At 50.8% G+C, this 26201-nt stretch carries 30 protein-coding genes; 28 read left to right on the top strand and 2 right to left on the bottom strand.

Annotated features, from left to right (window positions below; all coding sequences use genetic code 11):
- Positions 1–51: 51 nt before the first annotated feature.
- The 23 genes from CFK45_RS01160 (at position 52) to CFK45_RS01050 (ending at position 18607) form a co-directional block, all read left to right on the top strand.
- The gene (locus tag CFK45_RS01160) at positions 52–891 is read left to right on the top strand and encodes a CheR family methyltransferase (RefSeq protein WP_204378395.1); all 840 of its coding nucleotides are present in this window, start codon (positions 52–54) and stop codon (positions 889–891) included.
- Complete coding sequence (gene cheD / locus CFK45_RS01155) at positions 891–1541, top strand: chemoreceptor glutamine deamidase CheD (protein ID WP_096084886.1); 651 nt, start codon at positions 891–893, stop codon at positions 1539–1541. Before CFK45_RS01160 ends, cheD begins: the two co-directional genes overlap by 1 nt.
- A gap of 37 nt (positions 1542–1578) precedes the next feature.
- On the top strand, positions 1579–2634 hold the full coding sequence (locus tag CFK45_RS01150) for a protein-glutamate methylesterase/protein-glutamine glutaminase (protein WP_096084561.1): 1056 nt from the start codon (positions 1579–1581) through the stop codon (positions 2632–2634).
- Between the two features lie 99 nt (positions 2635–2733).
- Complete coding sequence (locus CFK45_RS01145; RefSeq protein ID WP_096084560.1) at positions 2734–3042, top strand: STAS domain-containing protein; 309 nt, start codon at positions 2734–2736, stop codon at positions 3040–3042.
- A 35-nt stretch (positions 3043–3077) separates the two neighbouring features.
- Positions 3078–4820 carry a SpoIIE family protein phosphatase gene (locus CFK45_RS01140; protein WP_096084559.1) on the top strand — a complete coding sequence of 581 codons (1743 nt, stop codon included), beginning with the start codon at positions 3078–3080 and terminating at the stop codon, positions 4818–4820.
- A 2-nt stretch (positions 4821–4822) separates the two neighbouring features.
- On the top strand, positions 4823–5170 hold the full coding sequence (locus tag CFK45_RS01135; RefSeq protein WP_096084558.1) for an Hpt domain-containing protein: 348 nt from the start codon (positions 4823–4825) through the stop codon (positions 5168–5170).
- Between the two features lie 238 nt (positions 5171–5408).
- Positions 5409–6671 (top strand): flagellar hook-length control protein FliK, encoded by a 1263-nt coding sequence (locus tag CFK45_RS01130; RefSeq protein WP_096084557.1) that lies wholly within the window; start codon positions 5409–5411, stop codon positions 6669–6671.
- 75 nt (positions 6672–6746) lie between these two features.
- Positions 6747–7277: a flagellar basal body-associated FliL family protein gene (locus CFK45_RS01125; protein WP_096084556.1), complete on the top strand. Its 531-nt coding sequence runs from the start codon at positions 6747–6749 to the stop codon at positions 7275–7277.
- Positions 7278–7288: 11 nt separating this feature from the next.
- The gene (gene fliM / locus CFK45_RS01120; RefSeq protein WP_096084555.1) at positions 7289–8293 is read left to right on the top strand and encodes a flagellar motor switch protein FliM; all 1005 of its coding nucleotides are present in this window, start codon (positions 7289–7291) and stop codon (positions 8291–8293) included.
- Positions 8286–8711: a flagellar motor switch protein FliN gene (gene fliN, locus CFK45_RS01115; protein ID WP_096084554.1), complete on the top strand. Its 426-nt coding sequence runs from the start codon at positions 8286–8288 to the stop codon at positions 8709–8711. The genes fliM and fliN overlap by 8 nt, the downstream gene beginning before the upstream one ends.
- Before the next feature lie 8 nt (positions 8712–8719).
- Positions 8720–9205, top strand: a complete 486-nt coding sequence (locus CFK45_RS01110) for a FliO/MopB family protein (RefSeq protein WP_096084553.1) — start codon at positions 8720–8722, stop codon at positions 9203–9205.
- A gap of 97 nt (positions 9206–9302) precedes the next feature.
- On the top strand, positions 9303–10028 hold the full coding sequence (gene fliP, locus CFK45_RS01105; RefSeq protein WP_204378403.1) for a flagellar type III secretion system pore protein FliP: 726 nt from the start codon (positions 9303–9305) through the stop codon (positions 10026–10028).
- 14 nt (positions 10029–10042) lie between these two features.
- Positions 10043–10318 (top strand): flagellar biosynthesis protein FliQ, encoded by a 276-nt coding sequence (gene fliQ / locus CFK45_RS01100; RefSeq protein ID WP_096084552.1) that lies wholly within the window; start codon positions 10043–10045, stop codon positions 10316–10318.
- The gene (fliR, locus tag CFK45_RS01095) at positions 10315–11088 is read left to right on the top strand and encodes a flagellar biosynthetic protein FliR (protein WP_096084551.1); all 774 of its coding nucleotides are present in this window, start codon (positions 10315–10317) and stop codon (positions 11086–11088) included. Before fliQ ends, fliR begins: the two co-directional genes overlap by 4 nt.
- On the top strand, positions 11088–12218 hold the full coding sequence (gene flhB, locus CFK45_RS01090; RefSeq protein WP_096084550.1) for a flagellar biosynthesis protein FlhB: 1131 nt from the start codon (positions 11088–11090) through the stop codon (positions 12216–12218). Before fliR ends, flhB begins: the two co-directional genes overlap by 1 nt.
- A gap of 150 nt (positions 12219–12368) precedes the next feature.
- On the top strand, positions 12369–12686 hold the full coding sequence (locus CFK45_RS01085; protein ID WP_096084549.1) for a DUF4156 domain-containing protein: 318 nt from the start codon (positions 12369–12371) through the stop codon (positions 12684–12686).
- 81 nt (positions 12687–12767) lie between these two features.
- The gene (htpG, locus tag CFK45_RS01080) at positions 12768–14672 is read left to right on the top strand and encodes a molecular chaperone HtpG (RefSeq protein WP_096084548.1); all 1905 of its coding nucleotides are present in this window, start codon (positions 12768–12770) and stop codon (positions 14670–14672) included.
- Between the two features lie 59 nt (positions 14673–14731).
- Complete coding sequence (locus tag CFK45_RS01075) at positions 14732–15751, top strand: NAD(P)H-dependent glycerol-3-phosphate dehydrogenase (RefSeq protein ID WP_096084884.1); 1020 nt, start codon at positions 14732–14734, stop codon at positions 15749–15751.
- A 26-nt stretch (positions 15752–15777) separates the two neighbouring features.
- A complete protein-coding gene (locus tag CFK45_RS01070) occupies positions 15778–16101 on the top strand; it encodes a DUF4389 domain-containing protein (RefSeq protein ID WP_204378394.1) in 324 nt (107 codons plus the stop codon).
- On the top strand, positions 16101–16559 hold the full coding sequence (gene sixA / locus CFK45_RS01065) for a phosphohistidine phosphatase SixA (RefSeq protein ID WP_096084546.1): 459 nt from the start codon (positions 16101–16103) through the stop codon (positions 16557–16559). Before CFK45_RS01070 ends, sixA begins: the two co-directional genes overlap by 1 nt.
- Positions 16559–17437, top strand: coding sequence for an alpha/beta fold hydrolase (locus CFK45_RS01060; RefSeq protein ID WP_096084545.1), 879 nt, complete (start codon positions 16559–16561; stop codon positions 17435–17437). Before sixA ends, CFK45_RS01060 begins: the two co-directional genes overlap by 1 nt.
- Positions 17430–18284, top strand: a complete 855-nt coding sequence (locus tag CFK45_RS01055) for a DUF4892 domain-containing protein (RefSeq protein WP_096084544.1) — start codon at positions 17430–17432, stop codon at positions 18282–18284. Before CFK45_RS01060 ends, CFK45_RS01055 begins: the two co-directional genes overlap by 8 nt.
- Positions 18284–18607 (top strand): hypothetical protein, encoded by a 324-nt coding sequence (locus tag CFK45_RS01050; protein ID WP_096084543.1) that lies wholly within the window; start codon positions 18284–18286, stop codon positions 18605–18607. Before CFK45_RS01055 ends, CFK45_RS01050 begins: the two co-directional genes overlap by 1 nt.
- 69 nt (positions 18608–18676) lie before the next feature.
- On the opposite strand, the gene folE is transcribed toward CFK45_RS01050, so the two are convergent.
- Positions 18677–19216, bottom strand: a complete 540-nt coding sequence (gene folE, locus CFK45_RS01045) for a GTP cyclohydrolase I FolE (protein WP_096084542.1) — start codon at positions 19214–19216, stop codon at positions 18677–18679.
- 88 nt (positions 19217–19304) lie between these two features.
- On the opposite strand from folE, the gene prmB reads away from it, so the two are divergent.
- The 4 genes from prmB to CFK45_RS01025 all read left to right on the top strand — a co-directional run bounded on the left by prmB (position 19305) and on the right by CFK45_RS01025 (position 23696).
- Complete coding sequence (gene prmB, locus CFK45_RS01040) at positions 19305–20213, top strand: 50S ribosomal protein L3 N(5)-glutamine methyltransferase (RefSeq protein ID WP_096084541.1); 909 nt, start codon at positions 19305–19307, stop codon at positions 20211–20213.
- A gap of 99 nt (positions 20214–20312) precedes the next feature.
- Positions 20313–21413 (top strand): chorismate synthase, encoded by a 1101-nt coding sequence (gene aroC, locus CFK45_RS01035; RefSeq protein ID WP_096084540.1) that lies wholly within the window; start codon positions 20313–20315, stop codon positions 21411–21413.
- A 20-nt stretch (positions 21414–21433) separates the two neighbouring features.
- Positions 21434–22570 (top strand): MFS transporter, encoded by a 1137-nt coding sequence (locus CFK45_RS01030; protein WP_239923495.1) that lies wholly within the window; start codon positions 21434–21436, stop codon positions 22568–22570.
- A gap of 112 nt (positions 22571–22682) precedes the next feature.
- Positions 22683–23696 (top strand): hypothetical protein, encoded by a 1014-nt coding sequence (locus CFK45_RS01025; protein WP_096084538.1) that lies wholly within the window; start codon positions 22683–22685, stop codon positions 23694–23696.
- 11 nt (positions 23697–23707) lie between these two features.
- Here CFK45_RS01025 and CFK45_RS01020 read toward each other — a convergent pair whose 3' ends face one another.
- A complete protein-coding gene (locus CFK45_RS01020; RefSeq protein WP_096084537.1) occupies positions 23708–24577 on the bottom strand; it encodes a LysR family transcriptional regulator in 870 nt (289 codons plus the stop codon).
- Between the two features lie 196 nt (positions 24578–24773).
- Here CFK45_RS01020 and leuC point away from each other — a divergent pair, with 196 nt between their 5' ends.
- Positions 24774–26192 carry a 3-isopropylmalate dehydratase large subunit gene (gene leuC, locus CFK45_RS01015; protein WP_096084536.1) on the top strand — a complete coding sequence of 473 codons (1419 nt, stop codon included), beginning with the start codon at positions 24774–24776 and terminating at the stop codon, positions 26190–26192.
- Positions 26193–26201 lie beyond the last annotated feature (9 nt).

Below are 26201 nucleotides of genomic sequence, written 5' to 3'. Positions count from 1 at the left end.
TGTTATCTGTGTCGAATTATATGCTCATGAGCCTAAGCTGGAGGTTGCCGGATGAATGCGCGAGGTAAATTTTCTGATAGAGAGTTTCCAATGACCGATGTCGATTATCAGAATATACAGAGCCTCGCTTATAAAATTACTGGCATTAAACTTACCGAACACAAAAAGGACATGGTCTACGGGCGCCTGGCCAGGCGCTTGCGCCGGCTGAACCTCAATTCGTTTGCTGATTATTGTACTTTAATAGCGGCGAATAACTCCCCTGAATTACCTAATTTTGTTAACTCTATTACTACCAATTTAACCGCTTTTTTTAGAGAGGCTCATCACTTTGATTTTATTAAAGATGAGGTCTTACCCCGCCTGCTGCGAGAGAATCAAAGTTCTAAGCGTATACGATTCTGGTCTGCCGGGTGCTCTACGGGGGAAGAAGCCTACTCTCTTGCAATGGTTTTATCGCAGTTTTCGCTGCTGCGCTCGTGGGATGTGAAAATTCTAGCCACAGACCTCGACTCCAATGTGGTGGAGCGCGCAAAACAAGGTATCTATGACGGTGACAGGGCCGAGAAGGTACCCAGTGCTTATAGCAACTGCCTGCAGGGTAGTAGAAGTGGTGGCAAATACCGCATTAAGCAAGCGGTTTCATCGCTGGTGACCTTTAAACAGTTAAATCTGCTACATCAATGGCCGATGAAAGGCCCCTTTGATGTGATCTTTTGCAGAAATGTAGTGATTTACTTCGATATGGAAACCCAAAAATTATTATTTGATCGCTACGCGGATATGCTCTGTACAGCCGGTCATTTATTTATTGGCCACAGTGAAAACCTACACAATATTAGTAATCGATATGAATCGTTAGGGCGAACGATTTACAGGAAAAAATGCTGATGTCGATACGCGATCACATGAAGGCCAAATTGCCCAATGCACTTGCCGGATTTGAGCATGTAAACCGCTATTGGGATCGACGTATGGATACCCCCGCGGCGAAAATTCTTCCCGGTGAATGTTATGTCAGTGATAAGGGTGAGATGATCGTTACTGTTTTGGGCTCGTGTGTCGCAGCCTGTGTGCGCGACAAGCGCCTAGGTATCGGAGGGATGAATCATTTCATGCTGCCTGTTCAGCACTCTGATAGAGCGATTGAGCGGCCGTCACTGGTGAATTCAGCACTGTGTTACGGCAATTGGGCAATGGAGTTCTTAATTAATGAAATTATGAAGCTCGGTGGCACGCGCAGCCATATGGAGGTCAAGATATTTGGTGGCGGTAAGGTGCTCTCGGGTATGAACAATATCGATATCGGGGCGCGCAACGTCGGTTTTGTACTGGAGTATCTTGAGCGAGAAGGCTTGAGGATTGATGCGCAGGATGTCGGCAGTGATTGCCCGAGAAAGGTTTTGTATTTTCCCGATACCGGAGCGGTAAAACTCAAGCGCTTACGTGTCCGCGCCAACGATACGGTCGAACGCCGTGAAAAGGCATATATGGAGTCAATGATGGAGAAGAAAAGCTCCAGCGATGTCGAGCTGTTTTAGCATGAAGTTCCTGTTATTTGGCCTTAGGTAGCCGCGCATGAATAATAAAAAAATTAAAGTATTGATTGTCGATGATTCGGCGTTAATTCGCGCCCTGTTAACTGAAGTTCTCAAGTCAGATGCAGAAATTGATGTCTGCGGTGTAGCCTGTGACCCCTACGAAGCGCGTGAACTTATCAAGCAGTTAAACCCCGACGTGTTAACGCTTGATATAGAAATGCCAAAGATGAACGGCATCACATTCTTGAAAAACCTTATGCGTCTTCGGCCAATGCCGGTTGTTATGATTTCCACACTTACGCAAGAGGGTGCTCCGGCAACCCTTGAAGCGCTGGAGCTAGGTGCGATTGATTTTGTCGCCAAGCCAAAAAATGAGGGCGCAGATGCACTGGCGCGTTATGCTGAGCATATCTGTTTAAAAGTTAAGGCGGCCGCGCGGGCGAATATTCGTCAGAGTTTTGCGCTTGAGGGTAAAGAACTACCCGCTGTCGATGTGCCCAGGCTTTCGGGCGGTCGCAGCAACTATCTCTGCGCGATTGGCGCCTCTACAGGGGGGACCGAAGCTATTAAAGAGGTAGTGAGTTGTTTTCCTGAAAACTGCCCACCTACCTTGATTACGCAGCATATACCAGAGAGTTTTAGCGCGTCGTTCGCCAGGCGAGTCGATAGTCAGTCGGCGGCCAAGGTATACGAAGCTGAGCAGGATCAGTTGGTTGAAAGTGGCTGTGTTTATATCGCGCCAGGGCATTCACACCTAATGCTCAAGCGCAAAGGCAAGGATTATTATTGTCATTTAGATCAGGGCGCACCGGTTAATCGCCATCGACCAGCGGTAGAGGTGCTGTTCGACTCGGTGCTTACATTAAACGGTGCAAACGCAATTGGCGTATTGCTAACTGGTATGGGGCAGGATGGGGCGCAGGCGTTGTTGCGTATGCGCAAGGCTGGCGCAATGACCATAGCGCAAGATGAATCGTCCAGTGTTGTTTGGGGTATGCCCGGTGCGGCGGTTGCACTGCAGGCTGCAAGCAAAGTCCTTAGCATAGATCGAATCGCCTCAGCTATTCTCGCAGACTATGTAAGAGCGAAATAAAAAGCCGTTGGGCGTGGTGCTGTCGGCCGCGAATTAGTCTATCATTAGGCCTATAGGAATAGCCGCAGCCGGGTTTGTCAGTTTCAGGAGAATAACTTTATGTCAATCCAATCAAATGTGTCGTCGGACGGGGCAGTGCTGACCATATCGATTGATGGGCGTTTCGACGCTAGCTCTTTGGATGATTTTCGACGCAGCTATGAAGATTTGGATGCAGGCGCGGTCAACGAGTATCAAGTTGACTTGCAAGATACGGTTCATCTCGATAGTTCTGCACTTGGAATGCTACTGGTTTTGCGGGATTTTGCCGGTGGTGATCAAGCTAATATCAAAATTAAAAACTGCTCCCCCGAAGTGAAGAAAATCTTCGCAATCTCTAGCTTTACTCAACTTTTCGATATTCAGTAGCCAGGCCTTTGGTCTGGTTACGAGGTCTGTATTGAGTGACCACGGAAAGCCCTTCTTTACGAATTCTGATCGCTGAAGATTCAAGTGCCGATCGCCTAATACTTGAGAGCATCGTTGCCCAGGCGGGGCATCAGGCCATTCCAGTTGCCGATGGCATTGAAGCGCTAGATGCATTTGAGGCACATCGCCCCGATATTGTTTTACTCGACGTGATGATGCCGAATATGGGAGGGCTGGAAGCGGCACGTAAAATACGGGAGCTCTACCAAGATGAGCTCGTACCTATTTTATTTTTGACGTCACTTACCGATAACGAAAGCCTGGTTGAGTGCATCGAAGCCGGTGGCAACGATTTCATACCGAAGCCTTACAACTCTGTTGTTCTTAAAAGTAAGATCAAGGCTTTCGCCCGCGTTCGGGAAATGCATCAAACCCTTACTCACCAAAAGCAGCAGATTGAACTTAATAATCAGCACTTGATTCAAGAACAAACTGTCGCGAAGCAGGTGTTTGATCAAATCGCGCACACAGGTTGCCTCGATGATGGTTATCTCAACTTTTACATGAGCCCGCTGGCGGTGTTTAACGGTGATGTTATTGTCGCTGATGTAAGTCCGTCGGGTAGCCTGATTGTGTTGCTCGGTGATTTTACCGGCCATGGTTTGCCCGCAGCTATTGGCTCGATGCCACTGGCAACCACATTTTATGGCATGGTACGCAAAGGCTTTTCCGTCTCGGATATCATGGCAGAGATAAATCAAAAGCTGCATGAAATCTTACCGGTTGGTTTTTTCTGTTGCGCAACCTGTATCGACATTAATATGCAGCAACGGCGTTTGCGGTATTGGAATGGCGGCTTACCTGCGAGTTTTCTATACCGAAAACAAGGTGATGGTTTTGAAGCGCTTGCGTCTAAGAATTTGCCCTTAGGCGTTTTGTCGAGTAAGGAATTTCGAGCGCAAACCGAACGCGTTGCACTCGATACCGGAGACAGGCTATTTCTCTGGTCTGACGGTATTTTTGAAGCCCGAAATTCAGCCGGTGCAATGTTCGGTGAAGATCGACTGCATCAGTTTATTGAGCAGAATAAACACAGTGATGATCTTTTTCACGCGGTACTGGATGAAGTTCAGGCCCATATTGGTGAATCCGAAAAAGACGATGACTTGTCGCTGGTTGAGATTCCTATCCAAGATATTCAATACGAGAACAAGCGACATCAGTACGAGGTGCAAAGCTCAGAGAAGCTCGCTGACTGGACCATGGATTTGAGCTTAGATGCAAATACCCTTCGCCAATTCGACCCTTTACCGCTGGTGACAAGTATACTCAATGAGATCAGCGGGCTCAGTCCGCACCGCACCATCTTATATACCGTTGTTGCCGAGCTGTATTCCAATGCGCTTGAGCACGGTATATTGCGCCTTAAGTCCTCTCTTAAATCGAGCCCGGAGGGTTTTGTTGAATACTATGAAACTCGTCGTCAATCTCTTGCTGAGCTAGATAGTGGCAGTGTGCGCTTTATGATTAAGCATCGCGAGTCGAGCGATGACAAAGGTAAGTGCGGCACGCTGCGGCTTAGGGTGATCGACAGTGGTCAAGGTTTTGGGGTAGGCCAAGATAAGCTCTACGAAAAAGCCGATGCGGGCGACGCCGGGCAGCACAATTATTTTGGCCGGGGCCTGTCACTTATGAACAGTGTCTGTGACGAGGTTATTTTGCGGGCACCGGGCAATGATGTCGAGGTTGCCTTTAGTTGGCACGAGCAGGATCAGTAATCATGTCAGAACAAATGCTCCTCGATCAGGCCATGTTGCATCAGCTCAAAGATTTATTGGGGGAAAAGTTCGAAACCCTGGTGACGGCTTTTATCGACGATGGAGGCAAACGCCTTGAGCGCTTAAGTTTGGCGGTAACAGGGCCTGAATTTCATATCGTGCGTGCAGAAGCTCACGGTCTTAAAGGCAGCTGTCGCAATATTGGCGCCAACGCCTTGGCTGATATTTGCGCGGATATTGAAAATGCTGCGCAAAAAGAGGATGCAAGCAATCTTGCGCCAAACCTTGCCTCTGCCCTGCAAATGTTTGCCGATGTTTGTGAGCAATTGCGCCGGGTAAATACTCCCTAATTTAGTACTCTCTTCTTCGCTACCTGTGCTGTCGTAGCCTTGCGTTTTTTCTTTCACTGCACTTAGGCCTGGATTTGATATTGGCATAGAGTCTGCAGCCTCTCTTTTGTGACACCCTCAGATCTAGTTTGGGCTTATGCCATTGGCAGTTCTGGGTCTTTGCAGTTGTTCAGGTATTTGTTGTTATTAAGTGCTCAATGACTGACTCAATGAAACCACGCTTAGAGGTAAGATAAGTATGCAGCTTTTGCCAACGGTTAGCGCAACGCCCGATGTATCCCAGGCGGAGTCGACTCAAGTGGACGCCCAGCACAGTTTTGTTGATGCTGCCGCTTCAGTTACTAGCGGTAATGAAGGGGGGATGGATGACAAGCAGACATTTGCTGCCGCTTTGGCCTTTGTTGTCGACGAAAGAAGCCTTGAGCAGCAGAGTCTTGAGCACGCTGAGCTATCTAATACGCTGCCGGCCTCATCGCCAGATACTGGTGATCGCGCTGTTGGCGCTCAAGTCACCGTGCCTTTGCTTGCCGCGGCAATGACGCATGCGGAGGGCGCAGTCAGCGCAGCAGCCGCAGATGAGTTGGCGCAGCCGTTTGCACTTACTGCAAGTACCTCAAAGATTAATGCGGCTGCGTTTGTCGGCGCCGAGCTTCGTTCAGATCTTACAGGCGGCTCTATCGCAGGCTTCAGTGTTAATCAGCATGGCCTTGCTGGGGGGGCGAGCCCAGCCGCCGCGGCCGCGGTTTCTGAGTTTACGCTGTTTCCTGCAGGGCTTTTGAATAATAACAGCGCAGCCAAGCAGGCAAACGAGTTTACAGCACTTAAGGCGTCCTCTGCGCCAGCGTCTGTTGCGGTCGCAAGCGAGCTCAGCGCTGTGGCACCTGGTTCGCAGTCGGTTCGCGTTACGCTTGCTCAGCAGGCGATGTCCGGTGTGGGCAAGCTGGAGCAGGCCATAAGTTTAAGTGATCGCCCAGCTGCCGGTGCTGAGTTGTTACAAGAGAAAGCTGTCGCTGGCGATGCTGCAGTGATGGAAAACCGTTTGAACCAGCTACACTCGATGGGCTCGGGCGCGGCAAAATCGAGCCTGAACCTAAGTTTTTCTGCACCTCGGTGGAATGAGGCCCTTGGTCAACAGGTTGTACAGTTGGCGGCTAAGAATTTAAATTTTGCTGAAATTCAGCTCGATCCACCCGAGCTCGGCCCTCTGCAGGTAAGAGTTCAGCTTCAGCACGATCAAGCCGCTGTAAGTTTTAGTGCGCAATCTTCTGCTGTGCGTGAACAGCTTGAACAGGGCCAGGCCAGGCTTAGAGAAATATTTGCCGCAGAAGGGTTTGATCTTGTTGATGTCGATGTCAAAGATCAGCGTCAGCAGCGCGATGATCTAGACTCAGAGCAGGGGGCGGAGCAGGCGGCAGATCAATTAGTCGATGCTACTGACGATGAAGATCAGGCTCAGTCAGTATCGATGCAATTAAAGCTCGGTGTCGACGATTTTGTGTAGTTGCTAATCCAAAAATTCGTGGCATAAGTCTTGCTGCCATGCTCTTGAGCCTCGTTTTTACGACGGAACTTTGACATGGCAGATGAAGAACAAGAACAAAACGACGACAACACCGATGCGCCCGCATCCGGTGGCAAGAAAAAACTTTTATTGTTGCTGCTTGTAGGCCTTGTGCTTATCGGTGTGTCTGTGGGCGGTACCGTTGCTGTTCTGTCGATGTTGCAACCCGAAGCCGTGCCAGAAGAAGGTGAGCAGCTCGAGCAAGAACCCGTTGAAGCCCCTCCCAAACCTGCCATTTATTACGCTTTAAAACCCGAATACATACTCAATATCGAAGCTCGCGGGCGGCGGCGTTACTTGCGCCTGGATTTAACGGTGATGACGCGGGAAGACGATGTCATTGCCGCGCTCGAACTACACCGCGCCACCGTTGATCACATTGTTACCTTGGTGGCCGGCGGGCAGATTTTTGAAGAAGTGCAAACAGCTGAAGGCAAGGAGTTTTTGCGTTTGCAGCTTTTAAAAGAATTGCAAACGGCCTTTGAAAAAGAAATTGGCAAACCCGGTATTGAGCAAGTGCTCTTTACTAATTTTGTTATGCAGTAGGGTAAAGACTTGTGCAGGACTTATTAAGCCAAGACGAAATCGATGCGCTGCTTCACGGCGTCGATGACGGAGATATAGAAACCGAAGGCGAGTTGGACCCAGGTGGTGTTGTTGCCTACGACCTGACCAGTCAAGACCGCATTGTTCGCGGGCGCATGCCAACGCTGGAGATGATCAACGAGCGCTTTGCCCGCTACACCCGTATTTCAATGTTTAATTTATTGCGCCGCACAGCCGATGTCAGTGTTGGCGGCATACAGATTCAAAAATTTGGCGAATACGTTCACACCCTCTATGTGCCAACCAGTTTAAATATGGTCAAGTTTCGCCCGCTGCGCGGCACGGCGTTAGTTATTCTCGATGCAAAACTGGTTTTTAAGTTAGTTGATAATTTTTTTGGCGGAGACGGTCGCCATGCCAAAATTGAGGGGCGTGAATTTACTCCGACGGAGCTTCGTGTGGTGCAAATGGTGCTTGAGCAAGTGTTTATCGACTTGCGCGAAGCGTGGAAGGCGGTGCTGGAAATTGAGTTTGAATACATTAATTCCGAAGTAAACCCATCAATGGCTAATATTGTTAGCCCCAGTGAGGTGGTCGTGGTGTCGACCTTTCATGTGGAGCTCGATGGCGGTGGCGGAGAGCTTCATATCACCATGCCGTACTCAATGGTTGAACCGATTCGCGAGGTGCTTGATGCCGGCCTGCAAAGTGATACCGATGAGCGCGATGAGCGTTGGGTTAAAGCGCTTAAAGAAGATGTAATGGAGGCCGAAGTCGCAATTGAGTGTGATGTGGTTGAAAAAAAGATCTCATTGCGAGATATCGTCGACCTTCGGGATGGCGACATTATTCCAATTACGATGCCGGATTTTCACGTCGTGACAGCAAACGGTGTACCACTATTTAAAGCTGAGTTTGGTCAAAGTAATGACAACTTGGCACTGCGTATTCTTGAACCTTTTGATCGGCCCTCTAGCAGCGCTGAATCCAACCCTCTGGGAGAAGTAAATGAGTGATGAAGACGACAATGTCGATCAGGACAGCATGGCCGATGAATGGGCCGCGGCGATGGAAGAGCAGGAAATTATCGATGCCGAGCAAGACGCGGCCGAGCCCGCTCAAGCGGTGGAGCTCGACGATTTTGACAACGTAGAAGCACCCAGTGGAGAGGGGCAGCCCGACCTAGAAGTGATTCTCGATATTCCTGTATCGATTTCAATGGAGGTTGGTCGCACCAATATTACCATTCGCAATTTATTACAGTTGAATCAGGGCTCAGTGATTGAGCTCGATCGCTTGGCGGGTGAGCCACTTGATGTACTGGTGAATGGAACCTTAATTGCTCACGGTGAGGTTGTTGTGGTCAACGAAAAGTTTGGTATTCGCATGACCGATGTTATCAGCCCATCTGAGCGTATCAAGCGTCTTCGTTAGGTAAATATATGCGTGCTGACTTAGCTAACGATACTAAATATTCGGCTGCAGCGGAGCAACTGGGTTCGGTAAATACACTTGCCGAGGGTGCGGGCTCTTACGCGGCAATGTTGATCCAGGTCGGCGCCGCGCTTGCGTTTATAGTTGTTCTTATCCTGGTGCTTGCATGGTTGGGGCGGCGCTTGCCGATTTCTGCTTTAACAAATAATCGCCAGTTGAGCGTGCAGGCCTCACTAGCTTTGGGCCGAAAAGAAAAGGTGGTATTGCTTACGGCCCGTGGTCAAAGCTTTTTAGTCGGTGTCGCCGATGGCTCTGTTGCGCTTTTACATGCGTTTGAGCACTCTTCTGAGCATTCGCAGGCTGACGAGAAAAAAACAGCAACAGATTCCGTGCAGGCGCTTAGCCAAAAACCAGATTTTTCGTCATTCTTACAGGGTCTGCTTCAGAAAAATACCGACAAGGCAGATAAAGGAAGCAGCAGCCGTGTTGACTAAATCTTCGCTGATCCTGTTCTTTTGCCTGCTTGTTAGTTCTTTAAGTTCGTCGCTTCACGCTCAAGATCAAAACCAGCCACAAAGCGCCAGCCCGGCTATCAACAAGGCCGAAAATTTGTTGCAGGGAAATAGTGTCAAGGCCTTGCCGGCGCTGCCAGCACTAACGGTTACAAAAAAAGCTGATGGCAGCGAAGATTACAGCGTGACCTTGCAGATACTCATACTCATGACCATGCTGACCTTTCTGCCAGCAATACTCATGATGATGACGTCGTTTACCCGCATAATTATTGTGTTTTCTATCTTAAGGCAGGCACTCGGTTTGCAGCAGAGCCCATCCAATCAGATTCTTATTGGGCTGTCTTTGTTTTTAACATTTTTTATTATGACGCCGGTTATCGAAGAGGTGAATCAACAGGCGTTACAGCCATATATGGCTGAGAAAATCACGTCGATCGAGGCGTTAAACAGGGCGAAGCTGCCAATGAAAGCATTTATGCTAGCCAACACCCGTGAAGATGATATCGATCTGTTTTTTCGTATCAGTGCTCACGACCCCGTTGCCAAGGCCGAGGACATACCTTTTTCGATACTGATGCCGGCCTTTGTAACATCGGAGCTAAAAACGGCCTTTCAGATCGGTTTTATTATTTTTATCCCATTTTTAGTCATCGATATTGTTGTCGCCAGTGTGCTAATGGCGATGGGTATGATGATGTTGTCGCCGTTAATTATTTCACTGCCGTTTAAGATTATGCTGTTTGTTTTAGTCGATGGCTGGGGGCTGATAGTCGGCACGCTGGCGGCGAGCTTCGGTATTTAACTTAGAGTATTGTTATGAGCCCAGAGATAGCCCTGCAATTATTTGGTGAAGCATTTTACCTGGTGGTGTTGATGGTGTTAATTATTGTGGGGCCTAGCTTATTGGTTGGCTTGACGGTTAGTATTTTTCAGGCTGCGACGCAGATAAATGAGCAAACTCTAAGTTTTCTTCCGCGTTTGATCGTCACCTTGCTTACCATCATGGTGATGGGGCCCTGGTTGACTCAGCAGTTTATTGATTTGTTTCAGCAACTAGCTTTACAAATTCCAGAGCTTATTACCCTGCGATGATCAGCGATCAAGAGATTGCCTTATTTGTTCAGCAGTACTTTCTGCCGTTTGTGCGTATTGCGTCGATGTTTATGGTGGTGCCAGTTATCGGTTCTAAGCTCGTATCTCCACGCGTTCGCCTGGCGCTTGCGAGTTTACTGAGCATACTTGCGCTGCCGTTAATGCCGAGTTTTGAACCGCTGCCTCTGTTGTCGGTTAATATTTTACCTGTCGCACTTCGCGAGATAGCGATAGGCACTTTGATGGGCTTTTGTTTTCAAGTCGTTTTTCACGTATTTGTTTTAGCCGGGCAGTTTATGGCGATGAAAATGGGCCTGGGTTTTGCGATGATGAACGATCCGACCAATGGTGTGCAGACCACAGTATTGAGTCAGTTTTTCTTGATCCTTACCACATTGATGTTTGTGTCGGTTAACGGCCACCTCTATCTTATTTCTTTGCTTATGCAAAGCTTTCACACCCTGCCTGTTGGTCAGTCTTCATTTGCCCCGGCCAAGTTATATATGATGGTTGAACTCGGCAGCTGGATGTTTGCCTCTGCGCTGGTGTTTGCACTGCCGGTCATGACCAGTTTGTTATTTATTAATATCGCTTTTGGTGTGATGAGTCGCGCAGCGCCGCAATTAAATATCTTTGCTATTGGTTTTCCATTTACGCTTATCTGCGGTTTGGGGCTCATTTATGTCGGCTTGGGCGTATTTATCGAGAGCTTTGAGCTGAGCCTCAATGGTGGTTTTGCTTACGTGCACGAACTGATTGAGGCACCTTGATGGCTGAGGAAGACAGCGCTCAGGAAAAAACAGAAGAGCCGACGCCAAAACGCCAGCAAAAAGCTCGAGATGAAGGGCAGATTCCGCGCTCTAAAGATTTGACAACGTTTGCGGTGTTGATCGCCAGTGCCCTGGGGTTAATGATTTTTGGTTCGGCGATGGCGCAGAGTTTGATGCGCATACTGGTGCATAATTTTTCTCTTACTCGCGATCGCTTATTTGATCAAAATACGATGTTTAGTCACTTAGGCCTGGCTTTTGATGATTTTTTCTGGGCGAGCCTGCCGTTTTTCTCCGTGGTTGTGTTTGCCGCGATTGTCGGTCCGACGGCGCTCGGTGGCATTTTGTTTAGCGGTAAATCGCTGTTGCCTAAATTTAACCGCATGGACCCGATTGCCGGTATTAAGCGCATGTTTAGTGTGCGCTCATTAGTAGAGCTGGTCAAAGGTATTGCCAAAGTGAGCTTGGTGATTGCCGTAGCGTTTTTGTTGCTGTACCTGACCAAAGCCGAATTAATGGGGCTTGCACGCGAAACCTTAAACGAGGCGGTGCAACACGCGCTCGACTTGTGCCTCTGGGCCGGCATCGCCCTGGCTTCTTCGACCATCGTCATTGCGATGATTGATGTGCCGTTTCAACTGTGGGAGCACAAGAAAAAGCTACGCATGTCTCGCCAGGATATCAAAGATGAATTAAAAGACTCGGAAGGTAAACCCGAAGTAAAAAGCAAAATCAGGCAGATGCAAATGCAAATGGCGCAAAACCGCATGATGTCTGCGGTGCCCGAGGCCGATGTGGTGATCACAAACCCAACACATTTTGCCGTTGCCTTAAAATACAAGCCCGAGTCAATGAGTGCGCCGGTGCTCGTTGCTAAAGGTGTTGATCAGATTGCGCTAACGATTCGCAGTATGGCGAAAGAGCACAAGATCGAGCAGGTTGAAAGCCCATCTTTGGCGCGGGCCATTTTTCATACCACTGAACTTGAGCAAGAGGTGCCGGCGGGGCTTTATGTTGCCGTGGCTCAGGTGCTTGCCTATGTCTTTCAATTGCGCGAGTTTCGCCGCGGCCGCGGTGACAAGCCTTCCTACCCTCAAGTGCCCGATCTACCGGCGGATATGCGCTATTGATGGTGTTGGGCCTATTTGCTGGCAACTGTCATGTGTAGGCTTTGAGCCTTAAAGCGCGAAGCGCGGGCGATGTGCGACAAATTTTAAATCGCAGCTAAAAAAGTGCCACGTGCGCCGTGTATACTCGGCGTTTTTAATTGAGGTCGAACTATGATTGTTTTTCGAACAGCCTGCTTAGCATTAATTACCTTAACTACCGCCTGCACCTGGGTTAAGCCTCAAGAGGGGGCTGACAACGTGGCTTTGGTTAAAGACAGTCACGTCGCTAACTGCGAGCGCCTGGGCAAAGTAAATGTTGCCGTCAAGCACGATGTTGTTGGTTTAGAGCGCAAGCGCAGTAAGGTCGCTGAAGAACTGCTCACCCTGGCTAAAAATGAAGCGGTAAAGATGGACGGGGACTCGCTGGTATCTCTGGCTGAACCGGAGCAGGGCAGCCAGCCTTTTGCGGTATATCGCTGCAAACCATAAATTTTCCCCGGGCCCTTGAATTAAAACTTGCGGCCCCCATCTAAGCCTGCAGTTCAAATTAGCTTCACTCAGGAGACCAACATGTGCGCAGAGGCCACTAAAGAAACCCGTGGATTTGAAACTGAAGCCAAGCAGCTGCTTCACTTGATGATTCATTCTCTTTACTCAAACAAAGAGATTTTTCTTCGTGAACTTGTGTCCAATGCATCGGATGCCGCAGACAAACTGCGTTTTGAGGCTCTAAATCAGGCCGAGTTGTTTGAAGACGACCCTGAGTTGAAGATTCGCATTGATTTTGACAAGGATGCCGGCACCGTCAGCATCAGCGACAACGGCATCGGTATGAGTCGCGATGAGGTGATCAGTCACTTAGGCACGATTGCCAAGTCTGGCACGGCGGCGTTTATGTCTCAATTGAGCGGCGACGATAAAAAAGACAGTCAATTAATCGGTCAATTTGGTGTCGGATTTTACTCTGCCTTTATTGTTGCTGATAAAGTTGAAGTGTTTACTCGCCGCGCCGGTCTGAGTAAAGAAGAGGGTGTGCACTGGGAGAGCCACGGCGAAGCCGAGTACAGCGTTGAAACACTTGAGCGCGCTGAGCGCGGTACCACAGTGGTATTACACCTGAAAGATGATCAGCAAGAGTTTGCCGATGGCTGGCGCCTGCGCTCGATCATTAAAAAATACAGTGACCACATCAGCTTGCCGGTCGTTATGCTAAAAGAGCAAAGTGGTGAGGATGCAGATAAAGGCGAGCCTGAAGACGAAGTCGTCAATACAGCCAAGGCATTGTGGACGCGCTCGCGTTCTGAGATTAGCGACGACGAGTACAAAGAATTTTACAAACACATTAGCCACGATTTCAGTGACCCGGTTAAATGGAGTCACAACCGGGTCGAGGGTAAGCTCGACTACACCTCCTTACTTTATCTTCCAGCGAAAGCGCCGTTCGATTTATACAATCGCGATGCCGCGCGCGGCTTAAAGCTCTATGTTCAGCGCACATTTATTATGGATGACGCCGAACAGTTTTTGCCTTTGTACCTGCGCTTTGTTAAAGGTGTGCTCGATTCGAACGATTTGAACTTGAACGTCAGCCGCGAGATCTTGCAAAAGGATCCAAATGTCGATTCGATGAAGTCTGCATTGACTAAGCGTGTGCTGGATATGCTTGGCAAAATGGCGAAGAACGACGGCGAAGCCTACGCCGAGTTCTGGCAAGAGTTTGGTGAAGTATTAAAAGAAGGCCCGGCTGAGGACTTTAGCAATAAAGAAAAAATTGCTGCGCTGTTTCGCTTTGCATCAACTCACACAGGCTCGGCCGAGCAAAGTCAGAGCCTGGGTGAATACGTTGAGCGCATGCAAGAAGGGCAGGACAAAATTTATTATGTGGTTGCCGACAGCTATAACACGGCTAAGAGCAGCCCTCACCTCGAGATTTTCCGCAAAAAAGGCATTGAGGTTCTATTGCTCAGCGATCGCATTGACGAATGGCTGATGGGGCACCTGACCGAATTTGACGGCAAGCAGTTCCAGGACGTTGGCAAAGGCGCGCTCGATCTCGGCGAGCTCGACAGCGAAGAAGATAAAAAAGCGCAAGAAGAAGTTGAAAAGAAATTTGAAGATTTCGTAAAACGCCTGCAGGAAAGCTTGAAAGACGATGTTGAGTCTGTGCGCGTCACACACCGTTTAACTGACTCCCCGGCGTGCCTGGTGGTTGGTGAGCACGATATGGGCGCGCAAATGCGCCGTATTTTAGAGCAGGCCGGCCAGGCTGTGCCCGAGTCAAAGCCGACCATTGAAATTAATCCTGAGCACCCTCTGGTGCAAAAAATGGATCAGGAAAGCGACGAAGACCGCTTTGCCGATTTTGCCAGCATACTTTTTGATCAGGCTTCCTTAGCTGAAGGTGGCTCGATTAAAGATCCGGCGGCCTATGTTAAACGCATGAACAAGCTACTATTGGAGCTAAGCCAGGCTTAACTGTCTCGCCAGCGGTGCCAAGCACCGCTTTTAGCTCACAACAACTGAGTCTTACGCTTATGTCGGCACAAAAAATTGCCGTTCTCGGCGGTGGCAGTTTTGGCACCGCTATTGCCAATATGGCGGCCGTCAACCGCCTCGAAACCTGGCTGTGGATGCGCGACCCCGAGCGCGCACAGCAGACCCAAAGCCTGCGTGTAAACCAGCGCTATCTGCCAGATTACCCTCTCGCCGACGCTTTGCATATCAGCGCTGAGCTCGAGCAGGTTGTCGCCGGCGCCGATATTGTTTTTGTGTCGGTGCCCAGTAAAGCGTTTCGCGACGTCGCAAAAAAAGTGGCGCCGTTGATTGGCGAGGGCACCCCGGTTGTATCGACGACCAAAGGCATAGAGATAGAAAGCTTTAGCCTGATGAGTCAAATCCTTGAAGAGGAAATCCCCCAGGCTCATATCGGTGTATTGAGCGGGCCAAATTTTGCCCGGGAGATGGTTAAAGGCCAGATCACCGGCAGTGTCATTGCAAGTAGTCACGACGACGTGCAGGCGCAGGTGCAGGATATTTTTTCGTCGAGCTCGTACCGCATCTATCGCAACAGCGACAGCTTTGGAGTTGAGTTGGCCGGCGCCTTAAAAAATATTTACGCCATTGTTTCGGGCATGGCCGAAGCGCTAGGCACTGGCAAAAATACCCAGGCCATGTTGCTGACCCGCAGCCTCGCTGAAATGGGGCGCTTTTCTAGAGAGCTCGGCGCCGACCCGCTGACGTTTCTCGGTTTGGCGGGGGTAGGTGATCTTATTTTGACCTGTACCTCCGATCAAAGTCGCAACTTTCGCGCGGGCAAAGCGCTCGGTGAAGGCAAGAGCCTTGAGCAGGCCGTTGCAGATATTGGCCAGGCGGTCGAGGGTATTAATACCTTAAAAACCGTGTACGCCAAAGCCAAGGAGCTCGATGTCTATATGCCGCTGGTGCAGGGACTTTACGCCATCGTATTCGAGGGGCAGAATATCCGCAGGGTGGTCAGTCGCCTGATGACCGGTGAAATGAGTTACGACGTCGACGCCCAGCAACAGGGCCAATAAACTTGCCGTTTTAAGGAGATACACTGATGGATGAGCAGCTGAAAAAAAACATTAGCGCAGTTCATATTTGGATACGCCTGGTTTATATGCTGCTGTTTGCAGTGGTTCTTTATGCCGCGATGGCGGTGTTTTGGGTGCTGGTATTGGTACAGTTTATGTTTGCCCTGATTGCTGGCAAACCAAAGCTCAAGCTGGCCCAGTTTGCCGATGTACTTTGCCAATACATTAATCAGTGTCTGCGCTTTGTCAGTTTTAGTAGCGAAGAAAAACCTTTCCCGTTTTCCGACTTGCCGGTGTCCGATATTGTCGACAGCGCCGAGCCGGAAGGCGAGCCAAGCAGCCAAGCCTGATGCAGCTGTTTTTATTGCGCCACGGCCATGCCGAGGCGCACGCAGCGGCTGATAATCTCAGGCCTTTGTCCGCTCAGGGCGAGCTTGAATTGCACAAGGTCTGCCAGCAAAAGTGCGATGAGCTGCGCGAACTCGAACTGATTTTATTTAGCCCGTATCTGCGCACCAGGCAAAGTGCAGATATTCTCAGCCAATACAGCCCCGCGCCTCAGCGGGAATTGGCGGCCTTAGTACCCAATGCCGATCCCCGCGTGTTAATTGAAAAACTCTACGAGCTGTCCGAGCACCACCAGCGTATCGCGGTTGTCAGTCATCAGCCTCTACTGGGTATTGTGCTTGACGAGCTCGGTGGGTTTGACTGTGGTCGCTATCGCATGGGCACCGCGGCGCTCGCGCAGCTTTCTTGTGACCCGCTTGCTGCGGCGTGCTGTCAGTTAAATTGGCTGGCTCACCCTTAATGCACAGCTCGGCTCGAGAAGTCCGCTTTGAGTTGGACAGTGTCAGCCTTGCCGGCTTGCGCTGGCACGAGGGCTCGCCAATCAAAGTACTGGCTTTACACGGTTGGTTGGATAACGCCGCAAGTTTTGCACAGCTGGCGCCGCAGTTGCCCGAGTGTGATGTGCTTGCCTTGGATTTGGCTGGGCAGGGGCTGAGCACACATCGCCCAGGCAAGGGCGCCTACAATATCTGGCAAGACCTGCGCGAGCTGATTCAGGTCTTGCAACAACTCGCCTGGCCTCGCGCCGTCTTGCTTGGCCACAGTCGCGGCGCGATGGTATTAAGTTTGTTTGCTGCGTGTTTTCCCGAACGAACGCTGGGGCTGGTGTTGCTCGATGCTTTGCTGCCTCATACGACGGATGAAGTGGCGTTGCCGCGCCACTTGCGCACGGCGGTTATGGCGAGTCTTGATCTGAAGAAATTGCGCCGGCGTAGTTACCACAAGAGCTTTGAGGCTGCGGTACACAGCCGCATGCAGGGTTTGTATCCGCTTAGCTACGAAGCGAGCGAGCTGCTGGCGCAGCGCTCAGTGCGCCGCGATGCAGACAAAGGCTGGTACTGGCACTTTGACAGTGCCTTGATGCTGCCCTCTGAGCTGCGCTTGAGCCCAGCGCAGGCGCGAGCTTTTCTCGACGCCTGGCAGCAGCGCGCACTGTTAGTTGCCGCCTCCGATGGTTTTTTAGTTGGTGAAGCCTTAGATAAATGGCGCGAACATGAGAAGCTTATGGTCGTTGAGTTAGATGGCGGCCATCACCTCCATATGAGTGCCAAGCACGAGCAGCTTGGCCCACTGGTAAACACAATAAAACAGTATCTGGTGACCTTAGATAATGACTAAATTGGGCTTTTTCACCCTGGTATTTTCGCTTGTATGTTTGTCTTGTTTTGCCCGCGCCGAGCAGTTGGTCGATCAGCGGCTTGTATACAGCAGCGACAATAAGCACGCCGATTATCTGCTGACTTTAAGTGCCTTAAAAAACGTCAATGCACAGATTGTCGCCGACACGGAGTTGCGCCTTCGCGGTCGCGTGCAGCGACAGACCTGGGAGTTTAACAGTGGCACCAGCATTGCCGATGCGCGCGCTATGCTCGATGCGCATTTAAATCTAAGCGGCAGCGAGCGCAAGCTGTTTGCCTGTCGCGGGCTGGCCTGCGGCAGCTCAAATGCCTGGGCCAATCAGCGTTTTAACATCAAGCAGCTCTACGGTTTGGACGCCAGTCAACGTTATCAGGTGTGGCAGCTCGAACAGGCTTCTGAGGTCTTGGTTTTATATTTTGTGCAGCGCGGTAACCGGCGTATTTATGCGCAGCTTGATCGAATTAGCTTGAGCGCTGAGCAACAGTTAACCCCTACAGCCGAGGCAGTCAGCGCAGAGCTGCAAAGCCGCGGTTACCTGGTTTTTAAACAAGATCAGCAAGGCAGCGCCTTTGAGGACGAGTTGCTCGCGCGCGTGGTCGATGCTTTAAGGCGCAAACCATACAGCCGCTTTTATGTGGTCGGTCACAGCTACGATCAGCGCAGTGATACGTTAAATCGTCAGCGCGCGCTCGAGCAGGCCGAGCGTATTAAACAGCTTCTTGTTGGCGCTGGCCTCGATGCGGGGCGCTTTAGTGTCGACAGTGTCGGTGCGCTGGTGCCGAGATCCCTGCCTGGGCAAAATAGAGTGGAGTTAGTGCAGAAATAATGCCTGAACCGAATTTAATATTAATTACCCTAAGTGCCGTTGCCGGAGCCTGCGGTTTAGCGCTGGCTTTTGTCGGAACCTTGATGGCTATGTTGATGGCCTTGGGTAAAAAACAGTGGCTGTGGGGCATCGCCTGTTTTTTCCCGCCACTGCCGTCGCTTGTCTACAGTTTTATTTATCGCCGCGAAAACAACTATGCCTGGCAGCTGCTGGCCTCAGGTTATGCTCTGATTATTGTCTTTGTGTTGTTAATGAGTTGGGAATTAAGCCGTCTCGGTTTGAGTTTTGCTGAGGTGATGGCTTCAACTCGACCGGTTCACTAAGCTGTCTTTGCTGATGCCAAACACCGGGGCAGGCCCCGGTGTTTTTTTAGCTGGATGACGGCGGCGTACTTATTTTATTAGTGATAAAAATTCCGCGCGCGTGGCGTGGTTGTCGCGGAATTGGCCAAGCATGCACGAGGTGCGCATCAGCGAATTTTGTTTTTCGACGCCGCGCATCATCATGCACAGGTGTTTGGCTTCAATAATTACTGCAACGCCAGCGGCATTTGTCACGTCTTGAATCGTGTTGGCAATCTGAGAGCTCAGCTGTTCTTGAATTTGCAGGCGGCGACTGTACATGTCGACAATACGTGCGACCTTGCTTAAACCGAGTACTTTACCTTGGGGCAAATAGCCGACGTGGGCTTTGCCGATAAACGGCAGCATATGATGCTCGCACATTGAGTAGAGCTCGATGTCTTTCACAATGACCATGTCGGTTGAATCCGACGGGAATAGGGCGTCGTTGACAACCTCGTCAACACTCTGTTGGTAGCCCTGAGTCAGGTAGCTATAAGCCTTGGCGGCGCGTTCGGGTGTGTCTACCAGGCCGGGACGCTGGAGATCCTCACCCATGTCGCGGATGATTTGTGCGAATAAGTCTTTCATGCGGATACCGAAGTGAAGCCTTGCCGGGGAGGCGGGCGGAGCAAAAAGGCGCTAGAATAGCGGCCTTTTTCCAAATTGCCAAAGATTTATGCAGCTGTTTTCTGAACTTTTAAGCCTGCGCGACTGGGTGCGCTGGGCCTCGACACGCTTTCGCGACGCCGAGTTGTTTTACGGTCACGGCACCGATAACGACTGGGATGAAGCGCAAGTATTGGCGCTGTGGGCGATTAATCAGCCCTGGCAGAGGCTCGAACAGCTCTGGGATGTGCGCCTTAGCAGCGACGAGAAAGACAAACTGGTTAAAGCCGTTGAGAAGCGCATTATTAAGCGCTGCCCGGCGGCCTACATCACTGGCGAAGCCTGGTTTGCCGGTTTGCCTTTTTACGTTAATGAAAACACCTTGGTGCCGCGCTCTCCGATTGCGGAATTAATCGATGCGCAGTTTCAGCCCTGGTTAAGTGATTACCCCGCGCGCATTTTGGATCTCTGTACTGGCAGTGGCTGTATTGGCATCGCCTGCGCCGTCGAGTTTGCCGATTCCGAAGTCGACTTAGTTGATATCAGCGCCGATGCCTTGCACGTTGCCAAACGCAATATCGAACGCTTTGATTTAAGCTCGCGTGTACAAGCCATCGAATCCGATGGTTTAACCGAGGTGCTAGAGCAGCGCTACGATTTGATTGTATCGAACCCGCCGTATGTCAGCGAAGCTGAATACGCACAGTTGCCAGCTGAGTATTTGGCCGAGCCAAAGCTCGGTTTAACCTCGGGGAACGATGGTTTTGATTTTGTCCAGGGGCTGCTGCGCCAGGCCGAGCAGTGCCTTTTGCCCGGTGGTTTACTTGTGGTTGAAGTTGGTTACGGCTGGGAGCTTTTTGCCGAGCGCTATGCTGAGTACCCATTCTTTTGGCCCGAATTTGAACACGGCGGTTGTGGGGTATTTATTCTCAGCCGCGAACAGCTTGTAGATGTGCACAGCCGCCTTGGCGGACAGTGAACTGAGCCACAGGCTAGGGCGTAAAGCCAGATACAGAAAATGCATGGTTCAGTAACAACTGAGCTAGTTAAAACCGAACAACTTTAGAAAGTAGCTAGTATGTCAGGAAATTCTTACGGAAAACTTTTCACCGTTACCAGCTTTGGTGAGAGTCACGGTTTGGCGCTTGGTGCCATTGTCGATGGCTGCCCCCCGGGTATCGCCCTATCGGAAGAGGATTTACAGCTTGATCTGGATCGGCGCAAACCCGGTACCAGCCGCTACACAACTCAGCGTAAAGAGGGCGACCAGGTAAAAATTCTCTCCGGTGTTTTTGAGGGCAAAACCACCGGCACGCCCATCGGCCTGGTGATAGAAAACACGGATCAGCGTTCAAAAGACTACGGCAAAATTAAAGATCAATTTCGTCCTGCGCACGCCGATTACAGCTATGCGCAAAAATATGGCCTGCGCGATTACCGCGGTGGCGGTCGCTCATCGGCGCGCGAGACGGCAATGCGTGTTGCCGCCGGTGCGATTGCAAAAAAAGTGTTAAAAGAGCTTTGGGGCGTTGAAATTTTTGGTTACCTGAGCCAGCTGGGGCCGATAGAAATTGATCTGGTGCAGCCGCAGAGCATTGAACAAAATGCCTTTTTCTGCCCGGATCCAGCAAAAATCCCCGAGCTTGAAGCCTATATGCAGGCGCTGATTAAAGAGGGCAATAGTGTTGGCGCTAAGGTTAGCGTGGTTGCCAAAAATATGCCGGCCGGTTGGGGCGAGCCTATCTTTGATCGGCTCGATGCCGATTTGGCGCACGCGCTGATGAGTATCAATGCAGTTAAGGGTGTTGAGATTGGCGATGGTTTTGCGTCGGTGGCTCAAAAAGGTACTGAGCATCGCGATGAGATCACCCCAGAGGGCTTTTTAAGTAATCACGCAGGTGGGGTGCTCGGCGGAATTAGCTCCGGGCAGGATGTCATTGCCCACCTTGCATTAAAGCCAACGTCGAGTTTGCGTTTGCCCGGGCGCAGTGTCGATATTCACGGCGATCCGGTTGAAGTGGTTACAACTGGGCGTCACGATCCCTGCGTGGGCATTCGCGCTACGCCCATCGCCGAAGCGATGATGGCTCTGTGTTTGCTTGATCACGCCATGCGCCACCGCGCGCAAAACGGCAGTGTGCAGCACAACGTGCCTGTCATTCCCGCTCAAGCTGAATAAATATTAGCAGCCTCCAGCTCGTGCCGTGGTGGCGCCTGTCAGCGTTATACTTTTTGTATTTTGCTGTTATTGGCGCCCTAACGCCGTACTGGGGGCTCTATTTGCAGTCCCTAAATTTCAGTTCTGAATCTATTGGTTTTATCGCTGCCACGCCTTTGTTGGTACGGATTTTTGCCCCCAATCTCTGGGCTTTTTTTGCTGACCGAAGTGCTCGACGGGTTAAAGTTTTGCGTATCGGTTGTTGCCTGGCTGCGCTGGCTTTTAGCCCCTTGCTTATTATTAAACAGGCGTGGTCGGTTGCGTTGACGATGGCTATCTACGCGATATTCTGGAATGCGATACTCGCTCAAGCAGAGAGCCTGACTTTAAGTTTTTTAGCGGAGCGTTTTCGCTCTTATGGTCGCATACGTCTGTGGGGCAGCGTCGGCTTTATTGCCCTGGTACTGTTACTCGGCTGGGCTTTTACTTATATAAGTTTAAGTTTTCTTCCGGCGATTGTAAGTGTTCTGCTACTGCTGTTGGCGCTGATCAGTTTTTCGATTCCTGCAAGTGCGCAGCAACACACTTGTACGAGTGACGCCCAAGCATTTTGGTCGCAGTTATTAAAGCCTGAGCTGGCCGTTTTTTTTCTTTGCTGTACTTTATTGCATGCCAGCCACGGCCCGTATTATGTGTTTTTTTCTATATTTTTGGAGCAGCACGGTTACAGCCGCTTAAGCATTGGTTTTTTCTGGACGCTTGGCGTTATTGCCGAGATTGTTTTATTTGCTTATACCAGCCGTTTTATTCGGCGCTATTCACTGTATTCACTTCTGTTATTTAGCCTTATCTTAACGAGTTTGCGCTGGTTGGCTCTGCCCTACGCCGCACACTGCAGCGCCGCTTTATTTGTTGTTCAGCTTTTACACGCGTTTTCGTTTGCTGCATGCCACTGTGTTGCGGTTGAATTTTGTCGGCGTTTTTTTGGTGAGCAGCGTCAAAGCCGGGCACAGGCGTTTTATAGCTCCGTAAGTTTTGGTCTCGGCGGCTCGATTGGCGCGGCGGCGAGCGGCTTGCTTTGGGCTCACAGCGCTAGCGCCTGTTTTATTTTTGTAGCAATTCTGGCTGCGCTTGCAGCGTTTCTTTGTTTTCGCTACCTACGTGTTTTACTCAGCTAAACCAGCCCTAAGTTCAAAAAATGAGACTTGCTGCTCAAAAGGTGCTGAGATAGACTGAGTTCAGGCGACAAAATAATCAAAAATAATATTTTGCTATGGAGGGCGGTCAGCTATGACTCGACACCCGGTTTTCTTAGGTTTGTTTTTAAGTTTGCCTTGTTTTCTTTTTACGCTACAGGCGCAAGCTGAAAAAGTTTGTTCAACGATTAACTGCGATTGTGCATCCATAAATTCGCTGGTTCTGGCCAGGCAGTGTGCCGCTCAGCAGCGGCGTGTGCTCGAGCAATGTGTGCAGCAAAGTGTTGCAGATACTGAGGCGCAGGGGGCGCTTGTTCAGGCTCAGAGTCGACAGCAGTGGTGCACTGTGCACGGTCTTAACGCCGAGCCTTTGGCATTGTCGACAAAAAACGCCGACATCAACACACCCAAATCCATTAAAGACGAGAAAAAAGTTGTCGAGGGTTTATTTTGGTCGGTATCAGAAGATATTCATTATTTTGGGCAGCTAAAGGAAGGTGGTGATTTAGCTAGTGCCCAGGCGGTGTTAAAGCTTGCGTTAAATCATGTAAACAATTTATTCGAGGCGCAAAAGCGTGTTGAAAGGTATTGGCTCGAGCGCGGAAAAGAAAAGAAGCAGCGCGCGGCCTGGAGTAAGTATGCAAGCTCCAATGCCGAGCTTGCCCGCGACTGGCAGCAACTCGCAGATGGTTTAATTCGCAGTGCAGAGACAAACACTGCCGAGCAAAAGCTTCAGCTGCGTCTTTATGTTTTACTTGGGCAGGTATACGAGAGCAGTGCGTTTGCCTTCGAGGGCGCTGAAGACTGGCAGCAGGCGGCGCTCGCCTGGCAGGGAGCTGCTCGCGCAAGTATGGATTTAAGCGAGCTGTTGTTAAGCCTGGGCCTGACTGATGAAAAAATCATTCCGTATCGCGATCTCAGCGCTGCGCGTTTGTATCGGGCAAGTGCGGTGAGTTTAAAGTTTGATAAAACAGAGCAGGCGCAGCGTTTGGCTGCGCAGGCCGATCGTTTTATTCTGTCGCCCGAACAGCAGCCGCAGGTTCAAGCTCAATTAAGTCTTCAAGCTGAGCAAGCGCTTCCCGCCACAAGCTTGGCTGTGGCAGATTAATTTTCTACACGTTAACGCATACGCATAACACAGTCGTAAAAAGCGCGGCCGGCGTTGCTGAGGCTGCGTTTTTTATGCTGAATCAAGCCGAGCGTGCGGCTAATTTTTAGCTCTTTGATGTTTAACTTTGTCAATTGCTCATCGACCATGGTAGCCGGCAAGATGCTCCAGCCGAGCCCGACACTGACCATCATTTTTATGGTCTCAAGATAATTGGTTGCCATATTGGTTTTGATACTGAGCTGGTGCTGTTCAAACGCATCTTTGATTAAGCGGCCGGTATAGGTATTGAGATCGGGCAAGATTGCACTTTCTTTGGCAAGATCAGCCAGTTCAACCTTATTTTTTTTAGCCAGTTGATGCTGTTTGCTGACCACGACTTCCAGCGGGTCTTGCCACAATTCAACGCAGCTGAGCGGCGCTTCAATTTTGGGCGCGAGGGTGATAATGGCAAATTCACAGTCGCCGGCGAGTACCTTGGCATGGGCTTGCTCGGAATCGAGAAATTCGAACTGCAGGTTGACGTGACTGTGCTTGGAGGCAAACGCCCGAAGTATGGGGGGCAGGTGATGGAGGCCGACATGGTGGCTGGTGGCGACACTGAGGTTGCCGATGATTTCACCGCTGAGCTCTCGGACGCGGCGCTCGGTTTCGCGCAGCTCCAATAAAATAGCCTCGGCTCTTGGCAGCAGTAGTTGCCCGGCTTCGGTTAATTGCAGGTCGCGCCCGAGGCGGTCGAGCAGGCGGTGATTCAGTTGCTCTTCCAGGCGTGCAATGCGTTTGCTGATCGCCGGCTGGCTTAGGTGCAGCTGTTGTGCGGCGTTGGAAAATGAGCCGCTTTTAGCGATGCTCACAAAGGCTTTGAGGGCTTCGGTATCCACAGGCGTTTTGTACTCATTGTTTATCGCGTATAACTATAACTTACATTTATGCAAAATATAAAAATAATGAATTTGAGTTATTTGTTTGACTGGCTACAATAGGGCGCAGCAGAAAGTTTCAATCGGGGCTTGCCGCACTGACGGCGAGCCAGACAGACCTACCGAGCAACCTAAATCAGCTTTGAGAGCAAAGGCGATGGCAGCAAAAACCCTGTACGACAAATTGTGGCAAGCCCACGTTGTCAGTGAGCGCGACGATGGCTCGGCGCTTATTTATATCGATAGACATATTGTGCACGAAGTGACCTCACCTCAGGCCTTTGAAGGCCTGCGTTTGGCCGGCCGCAAACCCTGGCGCGTTGGCTCGGTGTTGGCGACGCCGGATCACAATGTGCCGACCACCGCGAACGAGCGCGCCAGCGGGGTCGACGGCATTGAAGACCCCATTTCGCGTATTCAGGTAAAAACCCTCGATGAAAACTGCGATGAATTGGGTATCACCGAGTTTAAGATCAACGATCAGCGCCAGGGCATTGTGCATGTTGTCGGCCCTGAGACCGGCGCTTGCCTGCCCGGCATGACCATTGTCTGTGGCGATTCGCACACATCGACCAACGGCGCCGTCGGCGCTTTGGCTTTTGGTATTGGCACCTCTGAGGTTGAGCACGTACTTGCGACGCAGTGCCTGGTTGCCAAAAAAATGAAAAATATGTTGGTCAAAGTCGACGGTGAGCTTGGCGCAGGTGTCAGCCCAAAAGATGTTGTTTTGGCCATTATCGGCAAAATTGGTACCGCAGGTGGCACCGGCTACGCCATTGAATTTGGCGGTGAAGTATTCCGCAATATGAGCATGGAAGGTCGCTTGACCGTCTGTAACATGGCAATTGAAGCGGGCGCGCGCGCGGGCATGGTGGCGGTCGACGACATCACCATTGACTATGTGCGCGGCCGTTTTCTGGCGCCAAATGAAGCGCAGCAGGAAGCCGCAGAAGCGGCGTGGCGCGAGCTTTACAGCGACGCAGACGCCGAGTTTGACAAAGTGGTCGAGCTCAACGGCGCCGATATCGCCCCGCAGGTCAGCTGGGGCACATCACCGGAGATGGTGTTGCCGGTCAGTGCGAAGGTACCCAGACCTGAAGATGCGGGCGACGATGTGAAAAAACGTGGCATCGAGCGCGCCTTGGAATATATGGGGCTTGAGGGCGGTCAGGCGATTGCCGATATCCATGTCGATCGAGTATTTATCGGCTCGTGCACCAACTCGCGCATTGAAGATATGCGCGCGGCCGCAGCGGTCGTCAAAGGCCGTAAAAAATCGGCTTCAGTAAAAGAAGCCATTGTTGTGCCCGGGTCGGGTGCGGTGAAAGCGCAGGCCGAGCGCGAAGGCCTGGATAAAATTTTTGTCGAAGCTGGTTTTGAGTGGCGCGAACCGGGCTGTTCGATGTGTCTGGCGATGAACGCCGACCGGCTTGAAGAGGGTGAGCACTGCGCCTCGACCTCCAATCGCAACTTTGAGGGGCGTCAAGGCTACGGTGGCCGCACGCACCTGGTGAGCCCGGCGATGGCGGCGGCCGCCGGCGTGGCCGGTCACTTTGTTGATGTTCGCGAGTTTTAAGGGGCTAAT

It is taken from the genome of Agaribacterium haliotis, assembly GCF_002312815.1.
GTDB lineage: Bacteria > Pseudomonadota > Gammaproteobacteria > Pseudomonadales > Cellvibrionaceae > Agaribacterium > Agaribacterium haliotis.
This window is presented reverse-complemented; position numbering and strand designations above follow the sequence as displayed.